This is a genomic window from uncultured Tateyamaria sp. (genome assembly GCF_947494755.1).
Lineage (GTDB): Bacteria > Pseudomonadota > Alphaproteobacteria > Rhodobacterales > Rhodobacteraceae > Tateyamaria.
The window spans coordinates 129,687-150,329 of sequence record NZ_CANLVZ010000010.1 but is presented as its reverse complement, the minus strand read 5'-3'; the positions used below and the strand labels follow the sequence as shown (position 1 = coordinate 150,329).

At 61.4% G+C, this 20,643-nt stretch carries 19 protein-coding genes; 6 read left to right on the top strand and 13 right to left on the bottom strand.

Translation table 11 applies throughout. The features are described from left to right. Window positions 1-31 precede the first annotated feature (31 nt). The gene (locus Q0908_RS13810) at window positions 32-829 is read left to right on the top strand and encodes an alpha/beta fold hydrolase (protein ID WP_299285446.1); all 798 of its coding nucleotides are present in this window, start codon (window positions 32-34) and stop codon (window positions 827-829) included. On the opposite strand, the gene rarD is transcribed toward Q0908_RS13810, so the two are convergent. The 9 genes from rarD to Q0908_RS13765 form a co-directional block, all read right to left on the bottom strand. Further along, complete coding sequence (gene rarD, locus Q0908_RS13805) at window positions 826-1,722, bottom strand: EamA family transporter RarD (RefSeq protein WP_299285443.1); 897 nt, start codon at window positions 1,720-1,722, stop codon at window positions 826-828. The genes Q0908_RS13810 and rarD overlap by 4 nt on opposite strands. Window positions 1,723-1,767: 45 nt before the next feature. Next, window positions 1,768-4,215 (bottom strand): FAD-dependent oxidoreductase, encoded by a 2,448-nt coding sequence (locus Q0908_RS13800; RefSeq protein WP_299285440.1) that lies wholly within the window; start codon window positions 4,213-4,215, stop codon window positions 1,768-1,770. Window positions 4,216-4,227: 12 nt separating this feature from the next. After that, window positions 4,228-5,121, bottom strand: coding sequence for a homocysteine S-methyltransferase family protein (locus tag Q0908_RS13795; RefSeq protein WP_299285438.1), 894 nt, complete (start codon window positions 5,119-5,121; stop codon window positions 4,228-4,230). A gap of 66 nt (window positions 5,122-5,187) precedes the next feature. Further along, window positions 5,188-7,635: an FAD-dependent oxidoreductase gene (locus Q0908_RS13790; RefSeq protein WP_299285435.1), complete on the bottom strand. Its 2,448-nt coding sequence runs from the start codon at window positions 7,633-7,635 to the stop codon at window positions 5,188-5,190. Between the two features lie 3 nt (window positions 7,636-7,638). Then, on the bottom strand, window positions 7,639-8,010 hold the full coding sequence (locus tag Q0908_RS13785; RefSeq protein WP_299285432.1) for a GFA family protein: 372 nt from the start codon (window positions 8,008-8,010) through the stop codon (window positions 7,639-7,641). A 1-nt stretch (window position 8,011) separates the two neighbouring features. Further along, window positions 8,012-8,632, bottom strand: a complete 621-nt coding sequence (locus Q0908_RS13780) for a LysE family transporter (RefSeq protein WP_299285429.1) — start codon at window positions 8,630-8,632, stop codon at window positions 8,012-8,014. Continuing rightward, the gene (locus Q0908_RS13775; protein ID WP_299285427.1) at window positions 8,632-9,204 is read right to left on the bottom strand and encodes a helix-turn-helix domain-containing protein; all 573 of its coding nucleotides are present in this window, start codon (window positions 9,202-9,204) and stop codon (window positions 8,632-8,634) included. Before Q0908_RS13775 ends, Q0908_RS13780 begins: the two co-directional genes overlap by 1 nt. 66 nt (window positions 9,205-9,270) lie before the next feature. Next, window positions 9,271-9,723, bottom strand: a complete 453-nt coding sequence (locus Q0908_RS13770; protein ID WP_299285425.1) for a GAF domain-containing protein — start codon at window positions 9,721-9,723, stop codon at window positions 9,271-9,273. A gap of 65 nt (window positions 9,724-9,788) precedes the next feature. Further along, entirely contained in the window at window positions 9,789-10,961 is a 1,173-nt protein-coding gene (locus Q0908_RS13765) for an acetyl-CoA C-acyltransferase (protein ID WP_299285422.1), read from the bottom strand. Between the two features lie 92 nt (window positions 10,962-11,053). Between Q0908_RS13765 and Q0908_RS13760 the strand changes: the two genes are divergently transcribed. The 3 genes from Q0908_RS13760 to Q0908_RS13750 all read left to right on the top strand — a co-directional run bounded on the left by Q0908_RS13760 (window position 11,054) and on the right by Q0908_RS13750 (window position 13,748). After that, window positions 11,054-11,392, top strand: a complete 339-nt coding sequence (locus tag Q0908_RS13760) for an STAS domain-containing protein (RefSeq protein WP_299285419.1) — start codon at window positions 11,054-11,056, stop codon at window positions 11,390-11,392. 28 nt (window positions 11,393-11,420) lie between these two features. Beyond that, window positions 11,421-11,870, top strand: coding sequence for an ATP-binding protein (locus Q0908_RS13755; RefSeq protein WP_299285415.1), 450 nt, complete (start codon window positions 11,421-11,423; stop codon window positions 11,868-11,870). A gap of 303 nt (window positions 11,871-12,173) precedes the next feature. Then, window positions 12,174-13,748: a gamma-glutamyltransferase family protein gene (locus Q0908_RS13750; RefSeq protein WP_299285412.1), complete on the top strand. Its 1,575-nt coding sequence runs from the start codon at window positions 12,174-12,176 to the stop codon at window positions 13,746-13,748. 30 nt (window positions 13,749-13,778) lie between these two features. Here Q0908_RS13750 and hspQ read toward each other — a convergent pair whose 3' ends face one another. Further along, window positions 13,779-14,105 (bottom strand): heat shock protein HspQ, encoded by a 327-nt coding sequence (hspQ, locus tag Q0908_RS13745; RefSeq protein ID WP_299147116.1) that lies wholly within the window; start codon window positions 14,103-14,105, stop codon window positions 13,779-13,781. A gap of 85 nt (window positions 14,106-14,190) precedes the next feature. Here hspQ and Q0908_RS13740 point away from each other — a divergent pair, with 85 nt between their 5' ends. After that, window positions 14,191-15,072 carry an AEC family transporter gene (locus tag Q0908_RS13740; RefSeq protein WP_299285408.1) on the top strand — a complete coding sequence of 294 codons (882 nt, stop codon included), beginning with the start codon at window positions 14,191-14,193 and terminating at the stop codon, window positions 15,070-15,072. Between the two features lie 69 nt (window positions 15,073-15,141). Beyond that, window positions 15,142-15,717 (top strand): lytic transglycosylase, encoded by a 576-nt coding sequence (locus tag Q0908_RS13735; protein WP_299285405.1) that lies wholly within the window; start codon window positions 15,142-15,144, stop codon window positions 15,715-15,717. 6 nt (window positions 15,718-15,723) lie between these two features. Here Q0908_RS13735 and Q0908_RS13730 read toward each other — a convergent pair whose 3' ends face one another. From Q0908_RS13730 to Q0908_RS13720, 3 genes are all read right to left on the bottom strand, one after another. Beyond that, window positions 15,724-16,311, bottom strand: coding sequence for an outer membrane lipoprotein carrier protein LolA (locus Q0908_RS13730; protein ID WP_299285465.1), 588 nt, complete (start codon window positions 16,309-16,311; stop codon window positions 15,724-15,726). Window positions 16,312-16,439: 128 nt separating this feature from the next. Beyond that, the gene (locus Q0908_RS13725; protein ID WP_299285402.1) at window positions 16,440-19,307 is read right to left on the bottom strand and encodes a DNA translocase FtsK; all 2,868 of its coding nucleotides are present in this window, start codon (window positions 19,305-19,307) and stop codon (window positions 16,440-16,442) included. Between the two features lie 13 nt (window positions 19,308-19,320). Then, window positions 19,321-20,502, bottom strand: a complete 1,182-nt coding sequence (locus Q0908_RS13720; protein ID WP_299285400.1) for an aminotransferase class I/II-fold pyridoxal phosphate-dependent enzyme — start codon at window positions 20,500-20,502, stop codon at window positions 19,321-19,323. Window positions 20,503-20,643: the final 141 nt, after the last annotated feature.

The following is a 20,643-nucleotide window of genomic DNA, read 5'->3' as shown; positions in this document are numbered from 1 at the left end:
CAACGGTTGCGCACATGTGCACTGTGCATCCATGCGTTACATTATTGCCCTGTTATCCGTCCTTCCCTCCCTGTCCCATGCGGCCTGTGGGCCAGATGCTCCGTGCGAGATTGCGGGCGGGTCCTATCACATGCTTGTGCCTGACGATGTGGCAGAGGATGCACCCGCGCTTGTGTTCTTTCACGGGCACAATGCGACCGGGCAGATGATCTTTCGCGGCGGTTTGCGGTCCGAGTTTGCGGGTGCGGGGTACGTGCTGATTGCGCCGAATGGCACCCCGATTGAGGGGCGCAGTACTCGTCGGTGGGCGGGCCGCGAGGGCAGCAGTCGCGATGATGTGGCCTTTACCCTTGATGTGATTGCCGATGCGGCGGCGCGCGCCTCGATTGATCTGGACCGGGTCTATGTCGCGGGTTTTTCGGCTGGTGGCTCAATGGCCTGGCTGATGGCGTGCAAGGCCGCAGGGCAGTTTGCGGGGTTTGCATCCGTCTCAGGCGCGTTGCGCCAACCCAATGACACCACCGACTGCCCCTCTGCGCCTGTCAACTTCCTCCAAATCCATGGCTTTGCGGACAATCAGGTCCCCTTCGAGGGGCGCGCCATTCGTGACTGGCATCAGGGCAGCCTGTGGGACAGCCTGTCCCTTGCCCGCGCCGCCAATGAGTGTCGCAGCCATCCTGACGCCATCACGATCGATGATCAGTTCCGGTGCCGCACATGGGATGACAGTTGCGGCGCAGGTGCGATCCGGTTTTGCGAGCATGATGGCGGTCATGGCCTGCCGCGCGGTTGGACGACCCTGGCCCGCGACTGGTTCGAAACCCGCTAGGCGCGTGCCGCGCGCATCTGGCGGACCATCGATACTGAATAGATGACAAGCGCCGTCCAGATCATCGGGAATGCGATCATGCGCGCCTGCCCGAAGGGTTCCTTGAACACGATCACGGCACAGAGGAAAATCATCGTCGGCGCGATGTATTGCAGGATCGCAATGGTGGTCAGACGCAACCCTTTGGCTCCGTTCGCATAGAGGATCAGCGGAATGGCCGTGACCGCACCGCACCCCAGCAAGAGCCAGTTCGTTTCGGCATCTCCAGACAGAAACACCCCCTGCTCCTTCCACCCGAGCCAAGCGACATAGGCCAGCGCCGGGATCAGGAGGATCAGGACCTCAAGCAGAAACCCCTGGTTCGGTCCGATCGGCAGTTGTTTCTTGGCGAGCGCATAGAACCCCCATGACACCGTCAGCCCGATGGCCGCCCATGGTACCGACCCGGCAGAGATCGCAAGGACCGCGACCGCACAGGCCGCAAGCGCGATGGCCACCAGTTGTGCGCCGGTCAGCCGCTCGCGCAGCAAGAGCGCCCCCAACGCCACCGAAAACAGCGGATTGATGTAATAGCCAAGCGCCGCATCAAGGGTGCGGTCCGACGTGATCGCCCACACGTATATGCCCCAGTTCACAGTGATCAGCGCCGCTGTCACGCAGCCCATCGCCAGCGTGCGCGGGCTGGAAAACGCAGCGCGCAGATCGCCCGTCCGCCGCAATGCAATCAGCAGAGCCCCTGCCAAAGGCACCGACCAGATAACGCGGTGCGCAACCACCTCGGCCGGGCCGACATGGCTGAGCAACTTCATGTAAAGTGGAAGGAACCCCCAGAGGACATAAGCCCCAAGCGCAAAGCCAAGGCCCTGCGGTGTATCACCAGATGTCTGCGTCATGGGAGGGTCCTTTCGCCCCCTGACTAGCACCCCGTCACAGGGTCGTCACGCTTTCACCCGTTCGGATTTGGGATCATACATCGGCTTCAGCGATGCCTCCGCCTTGACGCGCGTGCCCGCCACGTCGATCTCGTAGGACGACGCAAGAACGTCCGCTGCCGTCTCGCCTTTGCACGGCACATAGCCAAGGCCCATGGCCCCACCGAGGTGGTGCCCATACGCCCCTGAACTGAGATAGCCGACAATCTCGCCGTCCCGCACAATCGGCTCGTTGTGATAGAGCAGCGGCTCGGGGTCGGTCAGCCTGAACTGCACAAGGCGGCTCGCCAGTCCCTCATCCTTCTTGCGCAGCACCGCGTCCCGTCCGATGAACGACCGCTTGTCGGTCTTGACCGCAAAGCCAAGGCCCGCCTCGAGCACGTGATCCTCGCAGGTGATATCGTGGCCGAAATGGCGAAAGCCCTTTTCGATGCGGCAGGTGTCCATCATGTGCATCCCGCACAGCTTTGCGCCCATCCCCTCGCCAGCCGCGTGCAGGGTTTCGAACACGTGCCCGCACTGATCCGCGCTGACATAGACCTCCCAACCCAGTTCGCCCACGTAGGTGACGCGGTGGATGCGGGCGAGGCCCATGCCGATCTCGATCTCCTGCGCGGTGCCGAAAGGGTTCACGGCATTGGACAGGTCCGCCGGGCTGACCGCGTTCAGCAACTTGCGCGCGTTGGGGCCCATCACCGCCAGCACACCCTCGCCTGCCGTCACGTCCGTGATCACCACGTTGAACTCGCCCACATGGCGCTGCATCCAAGTCTGATCCGCCAGCCGTGTCGCGGCAGGGGTGACCACCAGATAGGCGGTTTCGCTCAACCGGGTGACGGTCACGTCCGCCTCGATCCCGGCGCGCTCGTTCAGGAATTGGGTATAGACGATTTTGCCATTGGGCACCGAATAGTTGCCCCCGCCCACAAAGTTCATGAACGCCTCGGCGTCGCGCCCCTCGACCCGGATTTTGCCAAAGGATGACATGTCATACATGCCCACATTCTCGCGCACCGCCTGGTGTTCGGCGGCCACGTTCTCAAAGAAGTTCTGCCGTTTCCATGAATACGCATAGGCCGCCTCCTGATCCTCCCGCGCAAACCAGTTGGCGCGTTCCCAGCCCGCAAGCTCGCCCATCACCGCGCCGTTTTGCAGCAGGTGGTGATGGAACGGGGTGCGCCGCACCCCCCGCGCCGTCGCCTTTTGGCGGAACGGAAAGTGGTCGGCATAGAGCAGGCCCAAGGTCTCGGTCGAGCGTTCCGCCAGGTAGGTCTTGTTGCCCATGAACGGCTGCATCCGGGAAATGTCCACGTCGCCCAGATCAAAGGGTTTTGCGCCATCCTCCATCCATTGCGCCAGCGCCATGCCTGCACCGCCTGCCGACTGGATACCAATGGAGTTGAACCCGCAGGCCACCCACACATTGTCCATCTCAGGAGCAAGACCGAGGTGATAGGCGTCATCGGGCGTGAAACTTTCGGGGCCGTTGAAGAAAGTGTGAATGCCCGCCTCGGCCAGCATCGGCATCCGGTTCACCGCCGCCTCGAGGATCGGTTCAAAGTGGTCGAAATCCTCGGGCAGCTGGTCGAATTCAAAGTCGCGCGGGATGCCCTTCACCGCCCAGGGTTTTGCATTCGGCTCAAACGCGCCCAGTAGCATTTTGCCCGCGTCTTCCTTATAATAGGCGCACTCGTCCGGCACGCGCAGCACGGGGAGTTGCTGCAAATCCTTGATCGCTTCGGTCACGATATAGAAGTGTTCGCAGGCTTGCAGTGGGACGTTCACGCCTGCCATACGCCCGACCTCGTGGCCCCACATGCCCGCACAGTTGACCACATGGTCGCAGGTGATGTGACCCTCAGTCCCATCCTCGCCAGTCCAATCGACGCCCGTGACCCGTCGCCCCTCGTGGGCTATCCGCGTCACGGCCACCCGTTCCTGCACCTTGGCACCGCGTTGCCGTGCGCCCTTGGCCAAGGCCAGCGCGATATTGGCCGGATCGCCCTGCCCGTCGAGGGGCAGGTAAACGCCGCCCGTCACATCATCAATGTTGAGGTGTTCGTATTTCGCCTTCACTTCCGCGGGCGAGATTTCCTCGACCTCGACCCCAAAGGCGCGCGCCATGCCCGCCTGGCGGCGCAACTCCTCAAGCCGTTCATCCGTCAGAGCCGCCGTGATGGACCCCACCCGTTTAAAGCCCGTGGCAACCCCGGTTTCCGCTTCCAGATCGCCATAAAGTTCCTGCGAATAGCGGGCCAGTTTGGTCATGTTCGCCGTGGCGCGCAGTTGCGCGATCAGCCCTGCCGCATGCCATGTCGTACCACTGGTCAACTGCTTGCGCTCCAACAGCACCACATCTTTCCAGCCCAGCTTGGTCAGGTGATAGGCCACAGAACAGCCAATAACGCCCCCACCGATAATGACGACGCGTGCAGAGTTGGGAAGGTCGGGCATTGGTGTGGTTCCTCAGACGATGGTGTGGCCCGCGTCGCGCAGACGACGGGCGATTTCAGCGATATGGGCTGGGCTGACTTCGCAGCATCCCCCCACGATGGTGGCCCCCGCTGCGACCCAAGTCATGACCTGATCGGCGTAAAGCTCGGGGGTGAAGTCGCGGCGCAGCGTCAGGCTATCCACGGTAGGTTTGTCCTCAAGAAAGCCGTCAGCGATCTGTTCAAATCCATTGGCATAGGCCCCGAATGGCAGCGAGGTGTGGGCGACGGAGGCCAGCGCCGCCGGGATCACTTCCGGCGTCGAGCAGTTCACCAGCAGCGCAGTTGCACCCGCTTCGGCGATAGGGACCACATCCGCAATCGGCTCACCCGAGCGCAGTTTTGTGCCGTCGCGGTCATCCACTGTCATCGCCAACCACACGGGGATGGCCGCGTCTGCACAGCCCGCAAGAATGTCACGCGCATGGTCGATGGAGGCCACCGTTTCGCAGATCAGCAAGTCGCACGCAGGAGCAAGCAGGGCCGTGACCTCGGCAAACAAGGGCACCGCTACATCCGAGGCAGGATGCAGGTCAGGCCGATAGCTGGCCACAAGCGGCCCAATCGCACCGGCAATTCGTCCCGTTCCATGCTCGCGCCGCGCGGTCCGCGCCTCAAACAATGCGCTTTGGTGCAAGGCCGTGAACGCACCCTCGACCGGTGTGCCCGCCAGACGGTCGTGATGAATCGCGTAGCTATTGGTTGTCGCTACCGTCGCTCCGGCTGCAAAGAAATCCGCGTGGACGCTGGTGACCATGCCGGGGTGATCCAGCATGATCTGGGTCGACCACAGCGGGGTCAGCTTGTCGCCTGCCCGGTGGACCAGTTCTTGTCCCATGCCCCCGTCCAGAAGGGTGATGTCAGCCATAGCGTTTCTCCTTGCGCGCACAGGCACCGGCGCAGTGCCCGTTTCGTTTCCCGTGTCGGAAAACGATCACGCCCGCAAGCGTTCGTTGGCAGGGTCCCACAAAGGTTGATCGGGTTGCACGGTCGCCTTGTAGCGTTGGCCAAAGATTTCGACCTCAACGTCGGTGCCCGGCTCGGCCAAGTCGGTGCGCACGACACCCAACGCGATCGAGGCATCAATCCGGTATCCCCAGTCACCCGACGTGGTTTCGCCCACAACCTCATCCCCGCTCCAGATGGTCGACATATAGGGCGCGTCCTGATCGCCCGCGTCCACCAGCATCGTCACGAACCGCTTCTTCGACCCTTGCTGCTTTTCGTTCTGCAGCGCGGCCTTGCCGGGGAAGTCCTGCGGTTTGTCGAGCTTGATGAACCGGTCCAGCCCGCCCTCGAACAAGGTGTAGTCGGTGCTGAGGTCACCTTTCCACGCCCGATACCCTTTTTCCATCCGCATGGAGTTCAGCGCGTACATCCCAAAGGGCGTCGCCCCTGCCCCGATGATCGCATCATAAAGGGCGGGAATGTCGGCCATCGGCGCGTGCACCTCCCAGCCCAATTCGCCCGCAAAGGACACCCGCAGCAACCGACATTTCACTCCGGCGACAACGGCGTCCTGATGGGTCAACCAGCCAAGCGACAGGTCCGCTTCGGTGCTGAGACTTTCGAACAATGCACGCGATTTCGGCCCGCTCACGATCAGCGTCGACAGTTCGGTCGTGTGATCCGAGAGGCTCAGCCCCTCGGGCAGCGCGTCGTTCAGCACATCCCAATCGTGCCATTGCGCGGTCGCGGCGGTGATGAGCGTAAAGTGATCCTCGGCGTGCCGGACCAGCGACATTTCCGTCAGGATGCGCCCCCGGCTGTCGGGGAAATAACCAAGCGTCATGCGGCCCGCCTTGGGTAAGGCACCTGCGATGCGGCCCCGCAGCCATTCCGCAGCACCCTCGCCGCTCAACTCAAAGCGCGAGAAGCCCGGCAGGTCCAGCACGCCGACCCCGTCGCGCACGGCCTCGACCTCGGCCTTGACGCGCGGAGCCCATGGGCCGCTGCGATCCCATGTGTGCGTCGCGTCCTCAGACGTGTCGTCGCCGTCCTTGGCGAACCAGTTGGCCCGTTCCCATCCGTTATAGGCACCCATCTGCCCCCCCGCGGCCCGGATGCGGTCGTCGATCGGCGAGAGTTTCTTGTCGCGTCCCGCAGGCCATTCGTGATGCGGGAAATGCATCGCGTATTCGTGCCCATAGGTCTCAAGCGCCTTGGCCAGGGAATAGTCGTGATCGGCATAGTCGGTGTAGCGGCGCGGGTCAGTCGCCCACATGTCCCACTCGGTTTCGCCGTGCATAATCCATTCTGACAGAACCTTGCCCGCCCCGCCGCCTTGGGCGATGCCGAAGGTGAACGAATGGCCCTCGAACGCGTTTTTGACGCCCGGCATTGGGCCGATCATCGGCAAGCCATCGGGCGCATAGGGGATGGGGCCGTTGATGTTGCGCCCGACCCCGGCAGTGCCAAGCGCGGGCACCCGCTCCATCGCGTCTTCAATATAGAATTCAAGCCGTTCGAGATCGTCGGGATAAAGCTGGAACGAGAAGTCCTCGGGCATCGGATCGGAGGGTGTCACCCAATGCGCCTTGCAGTTGCGCTCGTACGGACCAAGGTTCAGCCCGTTCTTGTCCTGGCGCAGATAATAGCTGATGTCGACGTCGCGGATGATGGGAAGCTTGTGCCCCTTCTCCTTGGTCCATGCGGCGACTTCGGCGATCTCGTCGGTCAGGAAATACTGGTGGGACATGACGACCATCGGCACGGTGCGTCCGCCGAAGGGTTTGAACATCTCGCCCACACGCTGCGCATAATAGCCTGCGCAGTTGGCGACATACTGGCAGCGGATGTCGCCCTTGTCGGTCTTCACGACCCATTCGTCGCCGTCCCGCTCGATCCCCGTCGCAGGGCAGAACCGTTCGATATGTGCGCCAGCGTCCCGCGCGCCCTTGGCCAAGGCTTGCGTCAACTGGGCGGGGTCGATGTCACCGTCCAGCGGATCCCACATGCCGCCCGCAAGGTCGTGGGTTTCCATGAACGGGTGGTAGTCCTGCATCTCGGCAGGCGTCATGATTGGCATCTCGAGCCCCTGATAGCGGCCCATGCCCGACACCCGCTCGAATTCCTGCATCCGTTCCTTGGAATGGGCGAGACGCAGCGATCCGGTGACGTGGTAGTTCATCGGATAGTTCACATCGTCCGCGAGGGTGCGATACATTTCCAGCCCGTAGCGCTGCATGTTCATCACAGCCCAGGACCCCGAGAAGTTGGGGCAGTTGCCCGCCGCGTGCCAGGTGGACCCGGCCGTCAACTCGTTCTTTTCCAGCAGCACGCAGTCGGTCCAGCCGGCCTTGGCCAGATGATACAGCGTCGAGGTGCCCACCACGCCGCCGCCGATGATGACCACGCGGGCCGTCGTTGGAAAATCGCTCATCCCTTAGTCCTTTCGTTGCGGCACGTTGTCCGCGATGTCGTAGTAGTCGCCCTTGTCGGCGGTAAAGATATGTCGGTCGAGGCGCAGGCCCGTTGCCCCATCGATGGTCCCAAGCGAGAAGCTGATCTTGGCCTCGCCTTCCATTTTCCAGAACAGGAAGCAGCCGCAGGTCGGGCAAAAGCCGCGCTTGGCGGTTCGGCTTGAGGCGAACCAGGTGACTGGCCCCGTGATGGTCACATCGCTGTCATGGGCAAGGCCCGACGCCCAGTGGTGCCCCGACTGCTTGCGGCACTGCCCGCAATGGCACGCGCTGGCGCGGATGGTATTGGCCACTTCGAAGGTGATGGCTTTGCAGTTGCACGATCCAGTCAGCATATCAGGCCCTCGCCGGTGCAGTAGACGCGCCCAAAAGCACACCGTAGATAACAAAGCACACGGCCATCACGCGACGCACCCAGATGTTGAACACCGCGCCCAAGGCCGCCCGTCCGATCCCTGCCCCAAGGGCGGTGAACCCGGTATAGCTGAGCGCGGTGATCGTCAGTGCCGTGGGCATGATCACCCACATCTGATCCCAGCCGGGCATGCCCGGCTGGATGAACTGCGAAAAGGCGGCCAGGTAGCCCGCCACGCTTTTGGGATTGATCGTCGCGATCGCAAAGGCGCGCAGATAGATGGATCGGCCTGTCTGATCGGCGACCTCAGGCGGTATGCCAGCCCGCATCCAGCCGCGTACGCCGAGATAGATCAGGACCCCGGCTCCGATCAGTTTGGCGATCCAGAAGGCGGTAGGTGAAGCGGCGATCAGGGCCGTAACGCCCAAGGCTGACAGGATCAGAAACAGGGTCGCTTGGGTCAGGATCGCCAGCACACCCGGCATCGCGCGACGCATCCCCAATGTCATTCCGTTTGAGATGCAATTCACCGCATTCGGGCCCGGTGTGGTCACGAACACCACCCAGAACAGCGCGAATATGATCCACCCTTCAAACGGCATCAGTAGACCGGCGGCGCGATGACCCAGATCGCCACGGCAGGCTGATCATAGGGGTTTTTCCAACGGAACGGCTCGCCCCGCACCCGAAAGCTGTCGCCGGGCCCAATCGAAAAGGTCTGGCCCGAAATCTCAAGGTCCAGCCTGCCCGAGATCAGATAGCCCACCTCTTGCGTGGGGCGCGTGACGGCATCACTGATTTCGCTATGCGCCTCAAAGGTCGAGTGGACCATTTCGAAATCATCGGTGAGATCAGGGGATAGCAGTTCTTCGACCAGCCCGGCGGCGCGGGATCCGATGGGACGGCGGGCACCATGGCGCACCACGTAACCCTCTTCGGAGGCAGGCGCAGCCCCGCGGCGAAACAGGGTGGACACCGCGATATCCAGCGTGGCCGCGATATGGCGCAAGTCCGTGATCGAAGGTTCGGAAAGGTCCCGCTCCACCTGGCTAAGCCACCCAACCGAGCGCCCCAGCACATCCGCCATATCCTGCAAGGTCAGCCCCCGCGCTTTGCGCAGCGCACGCAGGTCTGCGCCAAGGCTGTGTGCGGTGGTTGGGCTGGTCTGTAGCATGGTTCGTGAAAAATCCCGTTCGAATTTCACGTAAATCCAAGCCGCGTGAAAAATCAAGCCCGATTTTCAGAGCCGCCCGAAAACGCCCGTCAGAATTGCGTCCAATTGTTCTGCATCGTGCTCAGTGAATGCGCTCGGTTGATCGCTGTCGATATCGAAGACGGCGATCAGCTCCCCCGCCCCGTTTCGTACCGGTATCACCAGTTCGGATCGTGTGGATGTCGCGCAGGCGATGTGGCCCGGAAAGGCGTCTACGTCAGCCACCAATTGCGTCTGCCCCGTGCGGGCCGCCGCCCCGCAAACCCCACGCGAAAACGGGATGTGCAGGCATCCATGCCCACCCTGATAGGGTCCGATCTTGAGCATTTCAGGGCCGGTGACGCGGTAGAATCCGGTCCAGTCGAAGCGGGCATCGCTGTGGTGCACTTCGCAGGCAACGGTGGCCATCAGCGCGATCACGTCATCCTCGCCGTCGGTCAGGCTTTGGACTGTTTGGGACAGGGTGGAATAGGCGGGCATGCGTCACTCGATGTTGCAGCGGTGGTGGTATTTTCAAACAGACCGGTGTTCTTTTGGGGGAAGGATCAGACCCGCTCAATCGCGATGGCCGTGCCTTCGCCGCCACCGATGCAAATCGCCGCCACCCCTCGTTTGAGGTTTCGCGCCTCGAGGGCGTGCAGCAACGTGACCATGATCCGCGCGCCTGATGCGCCGATTGGATGGCCCAAAGCGCAGGCACCACCGTTCACGTTCACGATCTCATGGCTCAACCCCATTTCATGCATGAATGCGAGGGGCACGACGGCAAAGGCTTCGTTCACCTCCCACAGGTCGACGTCCTCTTTGCGCCACCCGATCCGGTCCAGCAGTTTTTGCGCCGCAGGGATGGGGGCCGTTGTGAACAATCCGGGGGCCTGCGCGTGGCTCGCATGGCCCACAATATGCGCGCGGATGTTCAGGTTTTGCGCCTTTGCGGCATCTTCGCTGGCCAACAGCAAGGCCGCCGCCCCGTCCGAGATCGACGAAGAGTTGGCGGCCGTAACCGTGCCGCCCTCGCGGAAAGCTGGTTTGAGATGCGGGATTTTATCAGGGCGTGCGGTGCCTGGCTGTTCATCCTGATCGACGGTTACGGATCCTTTGCGTGACGTGATGCCGACGGGTGCGACTTCGGCCGCGAACGCGCCAGTTTCAATCGCAGCCTGCGCCCGCGCGAGCGAGGCCAGCGCATAATTGTCCTGAATGTCGCGGGTGAACTGGTAGGTTTCGGCGCAATCCTCGGCGAAAGTGCCCATCAGACGGCCCTTGTCATAGGCATCCTCAAGCCCATCAAGGAACATGTGGTCGATGACCTGCCCATGACCCAGCCGCGCCCCACCCCGCATTTTGGGCAGGACATAGGGCGCATTTGTCATGCTCTCCATACCGCCGGCGATCATCGTATCCGCCTGGCCCAAGGCGATCTGATCATAGGCGAACATCGCCGCCTTCATGCCCGATCCGCACATCTTGTTAAGGGTGGTGGCTGGCACCTCTTCGCCCAGACCTGCGGCGAACCCGGCCTGCCGCGCAGGGGCCTGCCCTTGGCCCGCAGGCAAGACGCAACCCATCAGCACCTCATCCGCCGTGTCGGTTCCTGCGCCATCCAATGCGTGTTTGATCGCGATACCGCCAAGGTCGGAGGCTGTCATGTTGGACAAAGCACCCTGAAAACCGCCCATGGGCGTACGGGCCGCACCCGCTATCACGACTGGTTTCATGCTCTGACCTCCGATCTTGGCGAATAGAAACTGATTGGTAACGATTGGAGCCTACACACGCAATGTAACCAGACAATTGCAAGAGGGCATACATGGATCTTCGCAGCCGATCAGAGGATAACCTGCAAGTGGTGTCGGTGCATGATGCGCGCATTGATGCAGCCGTTGCGATTGAATTCAAGGACGCCATGCGCGCCTCGACGGATGGGGGCAGTGAGACCGTCATTCTGGATCTGAGCGAGGTGCAGTTTATCGATTCAAGCGGGCTTGGCGCGATTGTCGCCGCGATGAAGAATATGGGACAGGCCCGCACCCTCGCACTGGCCGGTCTGACGCCGACGGTCGACAAGGTATTTCGCCTGACCCGCATGGACAGCGTGTTCCCCGTATTTCCCACTCTCGACGGTGCCCTGACCGAATTGAGAGCCTGATGTGTCGATCCTGATGAAAGAAAGCGTTATGTCATTCGTTTCACAGATGCCCGATATCCGAGTGTGCGTTCAAAGTAGCGAGTTGGCGGTGCGTGCAGCACTCAAAGAGCTTTTGGCGGGGCTTGGGCCACTCGACCTGGATGTGGAAGAAATCGGAACAGTCGAACTGGTCATGGCCGAAGCGTTGAACAACATTGTCGAGCATGCCTATCCCGAAGGCGATCCTGCAGGTCCGATCAATATCGCATGCAAACACGCAACCGACGGCCTGCACCTGACCGTCATTGACGAAGGCCGCGGCATGCCAAATGGGCGCACACCGCTAGGGCAAGCTGCGAATCTGGACGTGGATTTTTGTGACATCCCCGAAGGCGGGTTTGGCTGGTTCCTGATCAAGGATCTGGCCAAGGACGTGACCTATCAACGGATCGCGCCGCAGAACCGCCTGACATTGCGGCTTGCGGTGGCGATGGCCTAAGTAAGCAGGATACCAAGCCTGATACCTAGCAAAACGGCGACAGTTGGCCCATTGGGCCAAGCCGCAGCAGCACATTCTCGCCACTTGCAAAAACTTCGCAAAACGGCCCCGCCCTGATCACATTTCTGCCCTGATTTACGGCGATACATCTCAGTGTAGCTGCATATAGCTTCCCTCGGTGCCGCGTGTAATAGCCCCCACCCAGTGCGCGGCACCGAGGAACTTTCTTTTCCGACATTCGAGTAGACAACAGACGCCCCTCGAGTAGGGTGCCCGCGTCTACCATCGCCGGAGAGGTCTTTCATGCGCGATTTCCACTTGCCGGGCCGTTCGCCTGTCCTTGCGACGTCAGGGATGTGCGCAACATCGCATCCGCTGGCCGCACAAACCGCAATCGAAATCCTGAAATCAGGCGGCAACGCTATGGATGCCGCAATCGCGGGGGCCGTTCTGCTTGGCATATGCGAGCCGCAAATGACCGGCATTGGTGGCGATTGCTTTGTCTTGTGGTCCGGGCCGGACGGTCAGATCAAGTCGATGAACGGGTCGGGGCGCGCGCCCGCGGCACTGGATGCCGCAGATTTGCGCAGTCGCGGTGACACGGTGGTCCCCCCCTACAGCGCGGACGCCGTGACCATTCCCGGTGCCATCGACGCCTTTTGCACTCTGGCAGATACAGTTGGCACACTTGGCCTTGATGCGATTCTGGCACCAGCGATCCACTATGCCGAAACCGGAGTGCCGGTGGCCCCCCGCGTTGCCTTCGACTGGGCCAAGGACGCAACCGTCCTGCAGGGTGCCGCCCGCCTGCATTATTCGATCAATGGCAAAATCCCTGCGGTGGGCCAGGTATTTGCAGCCCCCGGTCAGGCCGAGGTACTGCGCCGTATCGCAAAAGACGGGCGGGATGCATTCTACGCTGGCGAAGTCGCGGACGATATGCTCGCCGCGCTCAGCGCCCTTGGGGGCAAGCACAGCGCACGGGACTTTGCGGATCACACCAGCACGCCAACCACCCCGATCAGCGCGGCATACAAAGACGTCGATATGGTCGAACATCCGCCAAACGGGCAAGGGGCCACTGGCAATCTGATGCTGAACATCCTTGCGCAATTTGACATCGCAGGCATGAACCCTTGGGGCAGCCAGCGCGCCCATATCGAGGCCGAGGCCGCCAAACTCGCCTATGATGCGCGCAATCGATTCCTCGCGGATGCGGATTACACCAACCGGCTCGACCACATGCTTGCGCCGGAAACGGCGTCTCAATTGGCCGCATTGATCGATCCGCGCAAAGCGATGACCGCAGCCGCTCCGATCAGCGAACAGGTCCACAAGGATACGATTTATATCACCGTGGTGGACCGCGACGGGATGGCCGTGTCCCTGATCTATTCGATCTTTCACGGTTTTGGCTCCGGCATTGCGTCTGAAAAATTCGGTATCCTCCTGCAAAATCGCGGGGCCGGGTTCACGCTGGAAGAAGGGCACCCGAACGAGCTCAAGGGCGATAAGCGGCCGATGCACACGATCATTCCGGGCATGCTGGCCAAAAACGGCAAGCCGTTCATGCCGTTTGGCGTGATGGGCGGGGCCTACCAGCCCAACGGTCATGCGCGTCTTGTGTCCAATCTGGTGGACTTTGGACTTGATCCGCAGGGCGCGATCGATGCACCGCGCGCGTTTTCCGATCAGGGCGATATGAAGGTCGAGCGAGGGTATTCGGATGCTGTACGCGCCGAGTTAAGCGATCTTGGCCACAAGGTCAGCATCCCTGACACCGCGATTGGCGGGGCGCAAGCGATCCTGATGCGGGATGATGGCGTGCTGGAAGGTGCAAGTGATCCGCGCAAGGATGGCTGCGCGCTTGGGTACTGAGGCGTAAGGCGGGCGTGTCGCCCGCCACCGTCAGTTCAGCTGGAAGTGCAACGGATAGGTGCCGTCCTCGAACGGGCCGAACAGATCCGGAATGTCCGGGTGATCCACAGGCTCGCCGGAATAGTCCGCAACAAGGTTCTGCTCGGACACGTAGGCCACGTAATAGCTTTGATCGTTCTCGGCGAGCAGGTGGTAAAACGGCTGCGCCTTCTTGGGGCGGCTGTCTTCGGGGATCGCTTCGTACCACTCGTCCGTGTTCGAAAACTCGGGGTCCACGTCAAAGACCACCCCGCGAAAGGGGTGTTTCTTATGCCGCACGATCTGGCCCAGATGATATTTTGCGCGTGTTCTCAGCATAGCGTTGCGCCCCCTATCGACCGTGACTACACGTTGCAAGGGACAGTTGTCCAATAATTGAGCACATTTTTGCTGGAAACAGTCTGTGAACCTTATCTTAACAGTGCTGGAAATCGTCGCGCCCGTCTTCCTTTTGGCGGGGATCGGCTTTGCGTGGGTCAAGGCGGGTCTTGAGTACCGCATCCAGTTCGTGACGCAACTGGCGATGACCCTGTCATTGCCCTGCCTGATCTTCGTGTCGCTGATGCGGACCCAGATCGACCCCGCCGCCCTGAGGGCGCTTTCGCTGGCGTCGGTGGTATCCTACGTCGCTGTAACGGTGGTGTTTCTCGTCCTCGTCAAGGCCCTGCGCCTGCAAACGCGCACCTACACCGCGCCGCTGATCTTTGGAAACACGGGCAATTTGGGCCTGCCCCTGGCCCTTTTCGCGTTTGGAGAGATCGGGCTCAGCTATGCGATCATCGTCTTCGCGATCATGGCGCTGTGGTCCTACACCTTCGGGATCTGGCTGGTTGCGGGTGCCGGATCCTTTAGCAAGGTGCTGCGTGAGCCGCTGGTCTGGGGCACGGTGCTGGGCGCGCTGTTCTTGTGGCAAGGCTGGCAAATCCCGCCATTCCTGACGAACACGCTGACCCTTGTGGGGCAAATGGCGATTCCGATGATGCTGATCACCCTTGGCGTTGCCGTCGCACGACTGTCGGGGCGGGGTCTTGCGTTCGCCGCTCTTTTGTCGGCGATCAAGCTGGCCTTGTGTGTCGCGATTGCCTGGGTCGTCGGACGCCATTTTGCGCTCGATCCCATCGCCTTCGGCGTGCTGGTCCTCCAGGTGGCGACCCCGGTGGCGGTGACCTCGTATCTGCTGGCCGAGAAATACGGGGCCGATGCGCAATCGGTGGCGGGGCTGGTGGTCGCCTCGACGTTGATGTCCGTCGGCGCGCTGCCGCTGCTTTTGGCGGCCGTTCTCTAGAAAACGTGATTCCCACCCGTCGATTTTTTCGCTACACTTCAAAAAAACATAAAAAAGCGAGTGAGGCAGATGAGCAAACTCTTTCGCGCTTTGGCATTGGTATTGTTGGCGGCCAGTTGCGGCGGCGGGTCGGGTACGGCCCCCAATCAGCTGGACAACGCATGTTCCATTGTCCGCGAGCGCCCGGAATATCTGAGGGCCTTCAAGGCCACCGAACGCAAATACGGCGTACCCGTCCACGTGCAGATGGCGACCATCTATCAGGAAAGTAAGTTCATTTCCGACGCACGCACCCCAAACCGCTATGCCGCCGGGGTGATCCCGATTGGCCGTCAGTCCAGCGCCTTCGGCTATAGCCAGGCGCTTGACGGCACGTGGGAGGAATATCAGCGCGAGACCGGCAAACGGTCATCCCGCCGGGATCGGATCGGCGATGCGACGGATTTCATGGGCTGGTACATGACCAAAACCTATGAAGGACTGGGCGTGCCGTTGACCGATACGCGCAACCAGTACCTTGCCTATCACGAGGGGCGGACGGGCTTTGCCCGAGGCAGCTATAATTCGAAGCCGTGGCTGTTGCGTGTCGCGGGCGAAGTGGACGCCCGCTCGGACATGTATGCGATGCAGCTGCGGTCCTGCTGAGCGGGATCAGTTGCTGCGCCCGCGTGGTGCATCAAACAGGCGGTTCGACAGTGAGCCGCCTGTACTCAACTCACCCAGTACGACTGTAGTTTGCCCGCCACCGCTGTCATTCACGACCCATTGGCGCAGCTGCACCGGGCTGTCGGTGAACTTCATCTGGATGTTGCCGTATTCGGGGTTTTCGGGATCCTGCGCCGTCACAATCGTCGCCGTCCCGTCAAAGCTGTGCCCCGTGACCATGTTGGCTCGGCCCAGGTTTACATTGCGCGCCAAAATCAGCGACAGCGGCGTGCGCCGCAACGGATAGGTTTCGGGCGGCTGGTTCGATTTGGAATCTGCAATATACACCGCGTTGGCACTGGCCACGACCAGCGATGTGTTGGGGGCGTTGTACTCAAACCGCATCTTGCCCGGGCGCTTGATATAGACCGTGCCGGTATCAATCGTCCCATCATCATTGATCTGGGTAAAGCTGCCTTGGGCCGTCTTCAGGTCATTGAGATAGCTTGAAATGCTGTTAAGAGGCAGTTTGTCTGCCCATGCCGTTTGTGCCGTCAGGGCCGCAATGGCCATTGCTGCGATCCGTGTCATCATCTTCATATCGCGCACCTTTCCTGGTCGTCGCCTGTTGTCCCGGATATAGGGCGCGGGCGGGTGTTATGCGATAGCAACGGTGATCAAGGCCCGGCAGTTCCCTGCCGGGCCCGATTATTTCAGCGGGCTCAACCTTGCTCAGGCACCAGGATGTCGCGCTTGCCCACGTGGTTGGCCGGGCTCACCACGCCCTCGTCCTCCATCTGCTCGACAAGGCGCGCAGCCTTGTTGTAGCCAATGGCCAGCTTGCGCTGGATATAGCTGGTCGAGCACTTGCGATCCTTGATTACGATGGCGACGGCAGTGTCATAAAGCGCATCTTCGCCATCCGTGTTCCCGCCAAGACCAAGCACCGCGTCGATGTTGTTTTCCTTGTCCTCATCCGGCCCTTCCACCACGCCGCTAACATAGTCCGGCGCGCCAAAGGCCTTGAGGTGGTTCACGATCTCCTCGACCTCTTCGTCCGAAACGAACGGCCCGTGGCAACGGGTGATCTTGGCCCCACCGGCCATATAGAGCATGTCGCCCATGCCGAGGAGTTGTTCGGCCCCCATCTCGCCCAGAATCGTCCGGCTGTCGATTTTGGAGGTCACCTGGAAACTGATCCGCGTGGGGAAGTTTGCCTTGATCGTGCCGGTGATCACATCGACTGACGGGCGCTGTGTGGCCATGATCAAATGAATGCCCGAGGCCCGCGCCATCTGCGCAAGACGCTGGATGCACGCCTCGATTTCCTTGCCCGCAACCATCATCAGGTCGGCCATCTCGTCCACGATCACGACGATATAGGGCATCGCTTCGGGCGCGAATTCCTCGGTCTCAAAGATTGGCTCGCCCGAGTCATCGTCAAAGCCGGTCTGCACGGTGCGACTGAACATTTCGTCCTTGGCCAGCGCCTCTTTGACCCGGCCATTATAGCCGTCGATGTTGCGCACGCCCATCTTGGACATCTTGCGATAGCGTTCTTCCATTTCACCCACGACCCATTTGAGGGCCACAACCGCCTTCTTGGGGTCTGTCACAACGGGCGACAGCAGATGTGGGATGCCGTCATAGACGCTCAATTCCAGCATCTTGGGGTCGATCATGATCAACCGGCATTCCTCGGGCGTCAGCTTGTAAAGCAGGCTGAGGATCATCGTATTGATTGCGACCGACTTACCCGACCCGGTCGTCCCCGCAATCAGCAGGTGAGGCATCTTGGCAAGGTTGGCGACAACAGGATCACCGCCAATGTCTTTCCCTAGGGCAAGGGGTAGCTTCTGGTTGCCGTCGCCGAAATCACGCGTCGACAGGATTTCGCGCAGCACCACCTTTTCGCGGTTCTCATTTGGCAGTTCGATTCCGATCACAGACCGGCCGGGCACGGTCGACACGCGCGCCGACAGCGCCGCCATGGACCGCGCGATATCATCCGCCAGACCGATTACGCGGCTGGCTTTCAGACCCGGTGCCGGTTCCAGTTCATACATCGTAACCACAGGCCCGGGACGCACGGCGACGATCTCGCCCTTGACGCCGTAGTCATCCAGCACGTTTTCCAGCATCCGCGCATTTTCTTCGAGGGCCTCGTCACTTAGATGATGGCGCTGCACTTCGATCGGATTTTCAAGCAGGTTTAGCGGCGGCAGTTCAAAGCCGGGATGCGTGTCTTCGAATTTCAGCGCAGGTTGCGCCTCGGCCTGGGCGCGGCTGCTCGGTTGCACGGGTTTGCGCGCAGGCTGCTGCACCACTTTGCGCGGTTCGGCTACTGGAATTGCAGGCGCTGCGGCCAAGGGTGAGGGCACGTCCGGTTCCTTCGGCGTATCGTCAAACTCAACCACTTGATCGACGTCCGCGTATGCAGGCGCGGATGGCGACGACAGAGGGGGCTCAATCCGGCGCAAGGACGCCGCAGCCGTCAGCGGAGGTTCGGGCGGCAACGTCGTGTGCGGCGTCGTGTTCAAGACCAGCGGATCCGGGCCGCGACCCCGCCCTTTGGTCAGGGGTGCCACCGATTCTGCTTGCACCGCCGGGTTCGACCGCACGCGCGATTTGATCACATCGGTGATCTTGTTCTTGATGCGATCCGCGCCCGGCGCTTCGACCCCATCGACATCGTGATAGGGCTGCACAAGCTCCATTTCCGGCAGCTCTTGCGAGGTCGGCTCAGGGCGCTTGATCAATGCGGGCATCCGCGCGAGCAAGCCGGTTTTGACAGGCTCTTCGTAGTTCGCTTCTTCATATTCCGGGATCGGGGGCACGCTGACCGCATAGGCCTCGGCCTCCGCCGCAAGGGCGGCACGCTCAGCCTTGCGCGCGTTCTGGCGGTCCTGCATGGCGCGGGCGGCTTGCACGGCCCCACTCGCCCCGCGACCCAGAACCGTCATGATACCTGCATAGGCCATCACCAGACCGACCAGCATGAACCGAATGCAGCGCGCGATTTCGGGCCGGGTAAAGCCCAGCACAAAGGCCCCGAATACCACGATGCCTGCCGCCATGATCAGCGACATCAGCTTGACCGTGAATGTCGACCCGACCGGCAGCGCCGTCAGGATAAAGGCCATGACCGTATCGCCAAACAGCCCGCCCAGGCCAAAGCCGTGGGTGGCCTGCCATGCGGCCTCGGGTTGCAGCGTGGCGGCGTAGATCGAGCCGAATGCAATGGCGATGGGGGCAAAGATCAGGCGGCCAAGTGCGCGTTCTGTCCCGCGATGCAGGACAAACCGCGCGCCCCAGACCAGCAGGACAATCGCAATCCCGAACACGCCCCAACCCGCAATCATGAACATCGGGGCCGCCAGCGACGCGCCCGTACGCCCCATCCAGTTCTGCACAGGTGCGTCCGTCGAAGCCATCCAGTTGGGATCATCCGGCGTATAGCTCAGCATCATGGCCGCCGCCATAAGGCCCACCACAAACAGTCCGATCCCGATCAGCTCGCGGCTGCGTTTTTCAATCGCCGCCTGCATCGTGTGGTCAAAAAGCGGATCACGCCGTGTCTGATATGCCATGCTTCGTCCCTCGTTATTGCGCGGCATAGAGCGTATCGCGAATAGCCGTCAGCCCCCGCTCCGTCTGTGCCTTTGGGGCGACCAGTGCCGCCCGGATATATGTGTCACCGGGGTTCACCCCGTCGATTGCGCGCGCCAGATACGCGCCGGGTAGAACCCGAACCCCCGTGGCCTGCCACAGCTTCAGCGCCGCCGCCTCGCCATCCTCGACCGGCAGCCAAAGGAAGAACCCGGCCTCGGGCGCGCTGTATCCGGGCACATGCCCAAGGATGCGATCGGCCATGTCGTATTTCTCGTGGTACTGCGCGCGGTTGTCGATCACATGATCCTCGTCCGCCCAGACCGCAGCGGCCGCATGTTGCAAGGGGGTGGGCAAGGGCGTGCCCGCATAGGTGCGCAACTGCTTGGCCTCGGCAATGGTGGCAGGCCCGCCAACAATGAAACCAGACCGCAAGCCCGGCAGGTTCGACCGTTTGGACAGCGAATGAAAGGCCACCACCCGCTCGGGGTCCGCATCGCCGATACATTCCAGAACGCCCACAGGCGGGACATCGCGGTAAATCTCGGAATAGCACTCATCGGCGAAAATCTGGAAATCATAACGCTCGGCCAGTGCAATCAGGTCGCGCCAATACTCAGCACCCGCAACAGCGCCTTGCGGATTGGCAGGCGAGCACATGTAACAGGCAACGGTGCGGTTCAAAATCTCGGGGTCGACAGAGGCGTAATCCGGCAGATGCCCCGTCGCGGCTGTGGCGGGCACCAGCACAGGCTCCGCCCCTGCCGAAATCGCGGCCAGCATATAGACCTGATAAAACGGATTGGGCATCAGCACCGCGGGGCGCTGGCCGTTCTTGACCTCAGGACACAAGGCCATGCCCGCATTATAAAGCCCCTCGCGGGTCCCGTTCAGCGGCATCACGTTTGCATCCGGGTCCATCTCAATGCCGTAGCGTCGGTCAAGCCAGTCACAAAACGCCAGGCGCAACTCCGAAATGCCTTCATTGGGGGGGTAGTTGTTGAACCCTGCCGCATGCTCGGCAATCACATCCGTCACCCAGGCCGGAAAGGCATGCTTGGGCTCGCCAATGGTCATATGAACGACATCACCACCGGCTGCGTGCACATCCAACAATTCGCGCAAACGCGGGAACGCATAAGCCGGAAGGTTCGAAAACCGCTCGGGAAACTTCATAAAACTGCCTCAGGTTCGGGATCATTTACGCCCCGGTTGTCCAATCCTACCCCAAGGCCCTGACTCTCGTCCAGAAAAACCACGCCAAATGCGCAGCTTGTGGCAAATCCGCCAGCACGCAGCTTTCATTGTTCAAAAAAA